This is a genomic window from Streptomyces sp. NPDC054841 (genome assembly GCF_053611045.1).
The window spans coordinates 1-8,267 of sequence record NZ_JBSGZO010000383.1 but is presented as its reverse complement, the minus strand read 5'-3'; the positions used below and the strand labels follow the sequence as shown (position 1 = coordinate 8,267).

General features: G+C 68.5%; 8 protein-coding genes. 6 read left to right on the top strand and 2 right to left on the bottom strand.

The genetic code is table 11. The features are described from left to right. Positions 1-159 precede the first annotated feature (159 nt). Positions 160-945, bottom strand: a complete 786-nt coding sequence (locus ACWGI8_RS33910; RefSeq protein ID WP_453666860.1) for an IPT/TIG domain-containing protein — start codon at positions 943-945, stop codon at positions 160-162. Positions 946-1,934: 989 nt separating this feature from the next. Here ACWGI8_RS33910 and ACWGI8_RS33905 point away from each other — a divergent pair. Then, the gene (locus tag ACWGI8_RS33905; RefSeq protein WP_453666858.1) at positions 1,935-2,828 is read left to right on the top strand and encodes a glycoside hydrolase family 19 protein; all 894 of its coding nucleotides are present in this window, start codon (positions 1,935-1,937) and stop codon (positions 2,826-2,828) included. Between the two features lie 85 nt (positions 2,829-2,913). Here ACWGI8_RS33905 and ACWGI8_RS33900 read toward each other — a convergent pair whose 3' ends face one another. Beyond that, complete coding sequence (locus tag ACWGI8_RS33900) at positions 2,914-4,038, bottom strand: PP2C family protein-serine/threonine phosphatase (RefSeq protein ID WP_453666856.1); 1,125 nt, start codon at positions 4,036-4,038, stop codon at positions 2,914-2,916. Positions 4,039-4,452: 414 nt separating this feature from the next. Here ACWGI8_RS33900 and ACWGI8_RS33895 point away from each other — a divergent pair, with 414 nt between their 5' ends. From ACWGI8_RS33895 to ACWGI8_RS33875, 5 genes are all read left to right on the top strand, one after another. Continuing rightward, positions 4,453-5,118 (top strand): DUF4097 family beta strand repeat-containing protein, encoded by a 666-nt coding sequence (locus tag ACWGI8_RS33895; protein WP_453666862.1) that lies wholly within the window; start codon positions 4,453-4,455, stop codon positions 5,116-5,118. 159 nt (positions 5,119-5,277) lie between these two features. After that, complete coding sequence (locus tag ACWGI8_RS33890) at positions 5,278-6,096, top strand: alpha/beta fold hydrolase (protein WP_453666854.1); 819 nt, start codon at positions 5,278-5,280, stop codon at positions 6,094-6,096. 202 nt (positions 6,097-6,298) lie between these two features. Continuing rightward, complete coding sequence (locus tag ACWGI8_RS33885) at positions 6,299-7,171, top strand: hypothetical protein (RefSeq protein WP_453666853.1); 873 nt, start codon at positions 6,299-6,301, stop codon at positions 7,169-7,171. 403 nt (positions 7,172-7,574) lie between these two features. Continuing rightward, positions 7,575-7,841: a hypothetical protein gene (locus ACWGI8_RS33880; protein WP_453666852.1), complete on the top strand. Its 267-nt coding sequence runs from the start codon at positions 7,575-7,577 to the stop codon at positions 7,839-7,841. Next, the gene (locus ACWGI8_RS33875) at positions 7,838-8,248 is read left to right on the top strand and encodes a hypothetical protein (RefSeq protein WP_453666850.1); all 411 of its coding nucleotides are present in this window, start codon (positions 7,838-7,840) and stop codon (positions 8,246-8,248) included. Before ACWGI8_RS33880 ends, ACWGI8_RS33875 begins: the two co-directional genes overlap by 4 nt. Positions 8,249-8,267: the final 19 nt, after the last annotated feature.

The window sequence follows — 8,267 nt, the reverse complement described above, 5'->3', positions numbered from 1 at the left end:
ATGACATCTGTTCCTTCCTGCCCTCCCCCGGGTGCTGCGCCCTGGCTGACGTGGTCGGCCAGGGCGCAGCGGGTTTACGCTCGGCGCTCATCAGGTCGTGCCCGACTGACCGGCGAGGTGCTGACGACCCGTTGGCGCTGAGCCGGGTGGGCCGCGCGATCAGATGACGGTGAACACGTCACCGGCGACGATCGCGGTCTGGCCGCCTGGAGTGGTGGCCCGGACGTCGTACGTGCCCGCGGTGAGCCCCGAGGGGACGGTGGCGACCAGCGTGGTGGCGGAGAAGCTCGAGAAGTCGGCCTCGGTCGAGGCACCTCCGCCGGTGGGGGTGAAGGTCACGCTGCTGACATCCACCAGGTTGGTGCCGGTGACGGTGGTGTCCGAACCGACCGCCCCTGAGGTGGGCGCCAGGCTGGTGACGGTCGGGACGTCGTAGTAGGTGTACTGGGTGGGGGCGCCGAGCGGGATGCTGGTGCCTCCGGCGGTGGTGACGGTGCAGTCCACGGTGTCGGTGCTGCCGGTGAAGGCGCCGTGTGCGGGGCAGGTGACGGTCAGCTCGCTGTCCGACACGACTGTCAGCCCGGTGCCGGCGCCCACGGCACCGAACGTCACCCCGGTCGCGGTCAGCAGGCCACTGCCGAAGACGCTCAGGGAAGTGGCGGTCGCCGGACCGTTGTTGGCACTGAGGCCGGTGGGCTGCGGGGGATCGATGTAGAAGAACGAGAGCGAGTTGCTGGTCGTAGTTCCCGCGCTGACGCTGACGTTGACCTGGCCGGGGCACAGCACCGGGATGACGACGGTCACGGTGGTGGCGCCGACCGTGGCGGGGTTGATCTTCTTCGTTCCGAAGTTCACCTTGGTCGTGCCCGACAGGCCCGTGCCGGTGAGGGTGAGGGTGATTCCGTTGTGGCTCTGGGTGGGTGTCAGCGAGGTGAGAGTTGCCATGGCGGGTCTCCTTGAGCTCGTTGTGCTCCCGTGGCAGGAGGCGTGCGGGTGACCGTGTGCGGTACGAGTCCGCGGCTTCACGGCATGTCCCGCGCGTTTGCGGCGGGATGTGAAGCCGGGTGGTGGAGCCGATGGGCTGCCACAGCGCTTCGAGCGCGCGCAGCGGGGGCGGTTGAGGTGGGCGAGTGGGGCGTCACGAAGCCGTGAGGCAGGCATCGCACGGTGGAACGGTCCGCGTCTCGCCGGGACGGTCTGCTGGTCCTCGTGCAGAGGACCGGCCATCCGGAGCGAAGTGCCAGCGGATCGACTGATCCTGACGGATCGACTGATCCAGGCGGATCGATTGATCTGGGCGGTCCGTCTCGCCTGAATCTGATTCAACCCGATGGATGCCGGCACCAACAGAGCGCATTCGGGGTATCAGTGGCTTATGCGATTGTCATATTAACTTCGAATAGCCCTATTTATGCGCGGGGGTGCGCCGCTGTTCAACTCTTGCCGAGAGTCGATCTCCAGCAGGCGTGAATCGCCAGGCTTTTCCTCCCCTGGTGCCCTGATCTGCTTCGAGGTCCTGAGCTGCGCATCTGTCCGGAGCCAGGGTCCTGCCGGCGGCGGCGTTCGCGATGCCTTCGATGAATTCATGCCCCGTAACACGCCGCTTTTGCCGGTGTTTATGAACTCGAAATCAGCCACTCGTTGTTGGCTGCGCGGACAATGCTTGTTCGGCGTTCTCGCCCGAGCCGGGGTGCGGCGCCGGGCCCGGCCCGGGTGAGTGCTCCGAGCCGGGTGGGATGTGCTCGGCCTGTGCCACCGGCCCGTGCCGACTGTGTCACCGGCCTATGCCGCCGTGCCGCCGCCGGCCTCCGCCGTTCGACAATCATGGTCTAGACCCTTGACAGGTCCAGACCATTCTCGGTTCAGTGCTCTCGCACCCCCACGGCACCCTCGGCACGGCGTCACCACCCCAACACCCCCCACACGGAAGGTTGATGACGTTGTCACGACGCATTACGGCCTTGCTCGCCGCCCTCGTCGCGATCCTCGGACTCGCAGTGTTCCTGCCCGCCTCCACCGCCGCTGCGGCGGACTGCGCCGCCGCCTGGAACTCCTCCTCCGTCTACACCGGTGGCATGGTCGCCTCCCACAACGGCCGCAACTGGCAGGCCAAGTGGTGGACCCAGAACGAGACCCCCGGTTCCTCCGACGTCTGGGCCGACCAGGGCACCTGCGGCGGCGGTGGCGGCAACCCGGACCCGGATCCGTCGGGCTTCGTCGTCAGCGAGGCGCAGTTCAACCAGATGTTCCCGAACCGGAATTCGTTCTACACGTACAGCGGTCTGACCGCGGCCATGAGCGCGTACCCCGCCTTCGCCAACACCGGCAGCGACACGGTGAAGAAGCAGGAGGCCGCGGCCTTCCTCGCGAACGTCGCCCATGAGACGGGCGGCCTGGTCCACATCGTCGAGCAGAACACCGCGAACTACCCGCACTACTGCGACCGGAGCCAGCCCTACGGCTGTCCGGCCGGGCAGGCCGCGTACTACGGCCGCGGCCCGATACAGCTCAGCTGGAACTTCAACTACAAGGCGGCGGGCGACGCGCTCGGCATCGACCTGCTGGGCAACCCCTGGCGCGTGGAGCAGGACGCGGCCGTCTCCTGGAAGACCGGCCTCTGGTACTGGAACACGCAGAACGGCCCCGGAACGATGACGGGCCACAACGCGATGGTCAACCAGGCCGGCTTCGGCCAGACCATCCGCTCGATCAACGGCTCGCTGGAGTGTGACGGCAAGAACCCGGCGCAGGTCCAGAGCCGCGTCGACAACTACCAGCGCTTCACGCAGATCCTTGGCGTGGCGCCGGGAGGCAACCTGTACTGCTGAGGCGACTCCTGAGCCACCCCCCCCGGGTGCATGGAGCGGGGCCCGGGCCAGTGCTCGGGCCCCGCGTACCGGTCGGTGGGCGCGGCTATCGCCGGTCGACGAGGATCATCGCCACGTCGTCCTCCAAGTGACCCTCGGCGTGGCGGTTCAGTGCCTGGTGCAGCTCGTCCAGGAACTCCGACGGGGTGGTGCTTGCGCGGATCCCCTCCATGGTCTCGGGCAGGGCGAAGAAGTCGTTGTCGCGGTTGCGGGCTTCGATCACGCCGTCGGTGTACAGCAGCAGACGGTCGCCGGGTACGAACGGATAGCTCTCAGCCTTGGCGGGAGGGCCGCCGACGAGGTCTTCCAGGCCGAGCGGCGGCAGTGGCGAGGCGGGCATCAGGGCCTGGGTCCTGCCCTGGTGCAGCACCAGTGGAGGCGGATGGCCGCGGTTGAAGAGCTGCACCACGGGTTCGTCCGTCACCTGGGCCATGAGCGCGGTGGTGAATCCCTCCATCAGGACTTCCTGGGGGTACGTACCCGGGACGTCGAGCTCCCGTCGCAGCGCGGCCGCGCAGTGGTTCATGACCTCCACCAGGTCGTCCTCGTAGTGCGCGGCCTCGCGAAACGCGCCCAGCGCCACCGAGACCGCGCGCATGGCGGACAGCCCCTTGCCCCGGACGTCCCCCACGATCAGCCGGACGCCGTACCGCGTCTCCACGGCCTCGTACAGATCACCGCCGACCTGTGCCCCCGTCCCGGCTGCGAGGCACATGCTGGCCACCCGCACCGGGCCCAGTCGCGGGGGCACGGGCCGCAGTACGACCTCCTGTGCTGCCACGGCGATCCGGCGCACCTGGTCGAGCTCGCTCTGTCTGCGCGCCTGCTCCGCGCTGCTCATGATGAATCCGGCCACGGACACCAGGGCCAGAGCCAGGAAGTTCGTATAGACCTGCAGGGTGCCCCAGGCCTGGTTGTAGGTGGCGGTGGCCACGCTGACCGCCAACGCGACAGCCGCCGCCGAGGCGGTGCCCTTGGGACCCATCGTCACCGCGGCCAGCGCAGGCGTCGCGGTGAGAAGGGGGCCCGTATAGATGAAGTGTGCGGGCGAGAACTCGATGACCAGAACGGCCAGCGCGATCGCGAACGGCACGCACTTCGCCAGGGTGAAGAGGACCCGGCTGTGACCGCCCGCTCCTGGTCGAGGAGGTGAGCGGAAGAGCGACCTCATGGGTACAGCGTGCCTCGCTGAAGTCGAGTACTCCACTCAATGCACTTGTGCCCTCCCGGGCCGGGAGCGTTGGCCTGCCGGCTCCGGTGCCAGTGCGCCCTCAAGCGAGCCGATGAGCTCCGCCCGCGGCGCGCCGGTCCGGGGGCTGCGCACCGTCGCCACCGCACGGCCGGCCGGCCTTCGCGCCGGCCTGCTCCTTCGTGGCGGGCCCTGATCCCCCGCTATAGCGTTCATTTCTCCTTCATTGCAACGAGTGTGGCAGTCACCGTTGCGTTACTCTCAAGACCGTTGCAACACTTTCCTGGCTTCTACCTGCGTTGATGGCTATATGACGCAACGGATGTGTTGTCGAGATTTGGAAAGCAACGTAGCTTTTCCGGAGTCAGAAACAACGAACGAGCACGGGAGAGCATGATGCAGAAGTTCGACACCTCCGCCCCGATCTCCGCCGTCCTGGACATCCCCGCCGGACGCATCCAGATCATCGCCGCAGACCGCGCCGACACCACCGTCGAGGTCCTGCCGGCCAACCCCTCCAAGCGCCGCGACACCAAGACCGCTGAGCAGACCACCGTCGCCTACGCCGACGGCGTCCTGCGGATCACGACCTCGACCCCCGGCAACCAGCTCACCGGCCCCTCCGGATCCCTGGAGGTCACCGTCCAGCTGCCCGCCGGCTCCCGCGTCGAGGCCAAGGCCGCCGGCGCCGAGCTCCGCGGCGTCGGACGCCTCGGCGACGTCGCCTTCGAAGGCGCGTACCGCCAGACCAAGATCGACGAGGCCGCGAGCGTCCGCATCACCGCGATGGACGGCGACGTCGAGGTCGGCCGGCTGGGCGGCCCCGCGGAGATCAGCACCGCACGGGGCGACATCCGGATCACCGAGGCCGTGCGCGGCACGGTCGTGCTCCGCACTCAGTCCGGCGACATCTCGGTCGGCGCCGCCGCCGGCGTCTCGGCCGCCCTGGACGCCGGCACCGACTACGGCCGCATCAGCAACACCCTCAAGAACGACGGCACCGCCGAACTCGACATCCGCGCCACCACCTCGTACGGCGACATCACCGCCCGCAGCCTCTGAACGAGCAGAACCAGGACCAACCGGCCGGGCCCACCGCGATCGAGATCCTGTCGGTCGTCGCCGAGGACCCGGCCGTCCGTCCCGAGGGCCCTGCGATCCAGGCGCCCGCAGGGCCTGCAGAAGTCGTACCAGACGCGCTCACGCGACCAGGGGGAACACATGACGAAGAACAGCACTTCCTCGACCAGTTCGAAGTGGACCGGCATGGTGCCGGTCGACGACACGGCTCTGGCCGTCACCGACACCGGCGGTCCCGGTATCCCCGTGGTGTACCTCAATGGTCAGTTCGCCACTCAGGGGTACTGGCGGCGGGTCATCGCCGAACTGGGAACGGGGTGGCGGCACATCACCTACGACGAGCGGGCCCGTGGCAAGAAGTCGAAGCGTTCGGCGGACTACTCCTTCGAGGCCGCCGTCCGGGACGTCGATGCCGTTCTCGCTGCCAGGGGTGTGGACCGGGCGCTGGTGGTGGGCTGGTCCTACGGGGCGGTCGTCGGGGCGCACTGGGCCGGCCGGAATCCGGAGCGTGCCTTGGGCGCGGTCCTGGTCGACGGCGCGTTCCCGTACGACTGGCTCGACGAGGCCATGGAGCAGCGGATCCGGAAGCTGTTCCGGCGGCTGAGCTGGTTCCTGCCGCTGCTGCGCCCGACGGGCCTGGCCCCGCGGATGACCGCCGAACAGCAGGCGAACAGCAACATCGAGCTCGGCAGGCTCTCCCGCGAGCGCGAGCTTGGCCCCGTGCTGGACGACATCACCGTCCCGGTGCGGTATGTGGTCGCTTCGGGGGCGTCCTTCGGAAGCCGCGGTGACGAGCATGAACGGATACGCACCAGCCTCGATGCGGTGACCGCCCGCAACCCGAACATCCAGATCGGCGCGAAGGTCGCCGGCAACCATGGTGCGATCCTCAAGAAGGACTTCCGGGCCATCGCCGAGGCCGTACGCGAGGTCGCCGCCCTCGACGGCGGGGGGCGCTGAAGACACGAGAGACTGTGCCGTCCGCAGCGTGAGGGTGCTCAGAGTGTGGGTGCACCGTTCAGGCGTGCCGGTTACTCAGATCTGATGATCTCCGGTGCGTTCGCACCGTCCGCGGTGAGCGCTCGGCTAGGCCCGGGACAATCTTGCCCTATGCCGGATTTCGGACGTGAAGTTCCAAGCCGAGGGAACGAGGGGCAAGTAGATGAACCCTGAGCGCAGGGCGCAATCCTGGCTGGGGCCGCTGCCGCGTCGTAGCAAGTGGATGGTCGGCAGCACGATCGTCTCGCTCGCGCTGGCCCTGACGACGGGGGTGCTCAGCCCGGCCGCGGCCTCCGTCAACAACGTGGGTGACCGGGTGAGCGTGACCGGCCGCGCGGGCGACGACGGCGACAAGTGCAACGACAGGCCCATGCTCAGTCAAATCGGGCCACAGGGCGAGGACGACAGGGACCGCTGCAAGAGGGGACCGACCGGGCCGACGGGTGCGACCGGGGCGACGGGTACAGCCGGGCTGACCGGCGCGACTGGTGCAACCGGGGCGACCGGGGCGACCGGGGCGACCGGGCCGACCGGGCCGACGGGTGCGACCGGGCCGACCGGGGCAACGGGAACTCCCGCGCCCGTCGTTGATGTCGGCGCGAGTATCTTCGCCTCAAGTAACCAGAACATCCCGACCAACACCATTACGAAGATCAACTTCGATGGCGCTGCCTACGACACGGACGCGATGTTCGATAACGCGAACGACAGCCTGGTGGTCAACACTCCCGGGCGCTACCTGCTCAAGGCGAGGCTGGCCTGGCTCTACACCACTGCTGCGGGGCGGACTCGCAACCTACGCATCCGGGTCAACGGGGTCCTCGTCGCCTTTGATGCTCAGGACACCACGGTTAATGGCGGGGCCGCTGCAATGTCGCAGGAGGTGTCCACGATTGTTGAACTGAACACCACTGACGTGATCGACCTCGCCGCCGCCCAGGACACCGGAAGCAACGCTTCCTCGGTCACCGTGTCCCAGGGGGCCGGGTTCCCCATCGTAGCCCCGCAGCTCCAGGCGGAGTTGCTCGAGCCGTAGACAGCTCCCTCCGGGAGTCGGGCGCGGGTGAGCATGGCCGCGAGGGCCTGGGTGTAAGCGACGTCCAGGCCCTCGCAGCCGGGTGGGCGGCAACCAGCCTCGTGAACGCCCGAGGCTGGGCGTCACCCTGAGGGATGAACGAGGCGAACGGGAGCCGGGGTGGTCGCACAGGATGCGCCACCCGCGTTCCGCGTGAACTCGCAGCTCGGGGAGGGGTGATGAGGGCGCGTGTGTCTCAACTACGGCTCTGGCCAATGCCTTTGGCATGTGCCGCAATCACATTGTTCGGCCGTACAGTCATCGCCACCGAGGCGCGCGCCCAGACCCCTTGAAGAGAAACGGAGCGCCGATGACTGTCGTGCTCGAACGCCCTGAGGTGGTATACCGCCGGTATACTTTCGTCATGGCTGACACCACGATCAAGGTCGACCCCGCCGTCCGCGACCGCCTCCAGGAACTCGCCCGGGATCGCGGCATCACCATGCGCGATCTGGTGGCGCAGCTGGCCGGGGCCACGCCCACGAAGGAGGAGCTGGCGCAGCGCCGCGAGGAGACCAAGGCGTACGTCGAGGAGCACTTCCTCGGCAGGTCGTACACCGAAGAGGACGCCAGGGCCGGCGAGAAGCTGTGGGCCGACATCGTGTCCGGGCGTATCGGGGAGGTGCAGTGAAGAAGGGCGACTACCCGCTGCCACGCGCCGTCGTCCTCGACGACACCGCCGCCCTCGCGCTCGGCGCGGGGAACCGCATGACCTCCACCCTCGTCGTGGAAGCGGAGAACGACCCGACACTACGGATCTGCATTCCGGCAGTGTGCCTGGCGGTCGCCGAGAGCCACCGCGCGGGCGTGGCCGAGCATGTCGGCTCGCTCTCCTCCGTGGACATCACAGAGCTGGACTTCGCCGGGGCGGCCGCGGTGGGCAAGCGTCTCCGCACGCAGGGCGACGACTGGAGCGGCGCGCATGCGCTGTACCTCGCGCAGCCCTCCGTGGAATGGCCCCGGGGCCGTCCGGTGCTGACGCGTGAGCCCGGGCGGTACAAGGACACCGGCGTTCGGGCGATCGCCATCGAGGAGTAGTCGGCGTCGCGGCGTGAAC

Excerpts from the sequence above, each read along its gene's own strand:
- ACWGI8_RS33905 (WP_453666858.1), top strand. The coding sequence starts at position 1,935 with ATGACGTTGTCACGACGCATTACGGCCTTGCTCGCCGCCCTCGTCGCG.
- ACWGI8_RS33880 (WP_453666852.1), top strand. The coding sequence starts at position 7,575 with ATGGCTGACACCACGATCAAGGTCGACCCCGCCGTCCGCGACCGCCTC.
- ACWGI8_RS33890 (WP_453666854.1), top strand. The coding sequence starts at position 5,278 with ATGACGAAGAACAGCACTTCCTCGACCAGTTCGAAGTGGACCGGCATG.
- ACWGI8_RS33900 (WP_453666856.1), bottom strand. The coding sequence starts at position 4,038 with ATGAGGTCGCTCTTCCGCTCACCTCCTCGACCAGGAGCGGGCGGTCAC.
- ACWGI8_RS33910 (WP_453666860.1), bottom strand. The coding sequence starts at position 945 with ATGGCAACTCTCACCTCGCTGACACCCACCCAGAGCCACAACGGAATC.
- ACWGI8_RS33885 (WP_453666853.1), top strand. The coding sequence starts at position 6,299 with ATGAACCCTGAGCGCAGGGCGCAATCCTGGCTGGGGCCGCTGCCGCGT.
- ACWGI8_RS33895 (WP_453666862.1), top strand. The coding sequence starts at position 4,453 with ATGCAGAAGTTCGACACCTCCGCCCCGATCTCCGCCGTCCTGGACATC.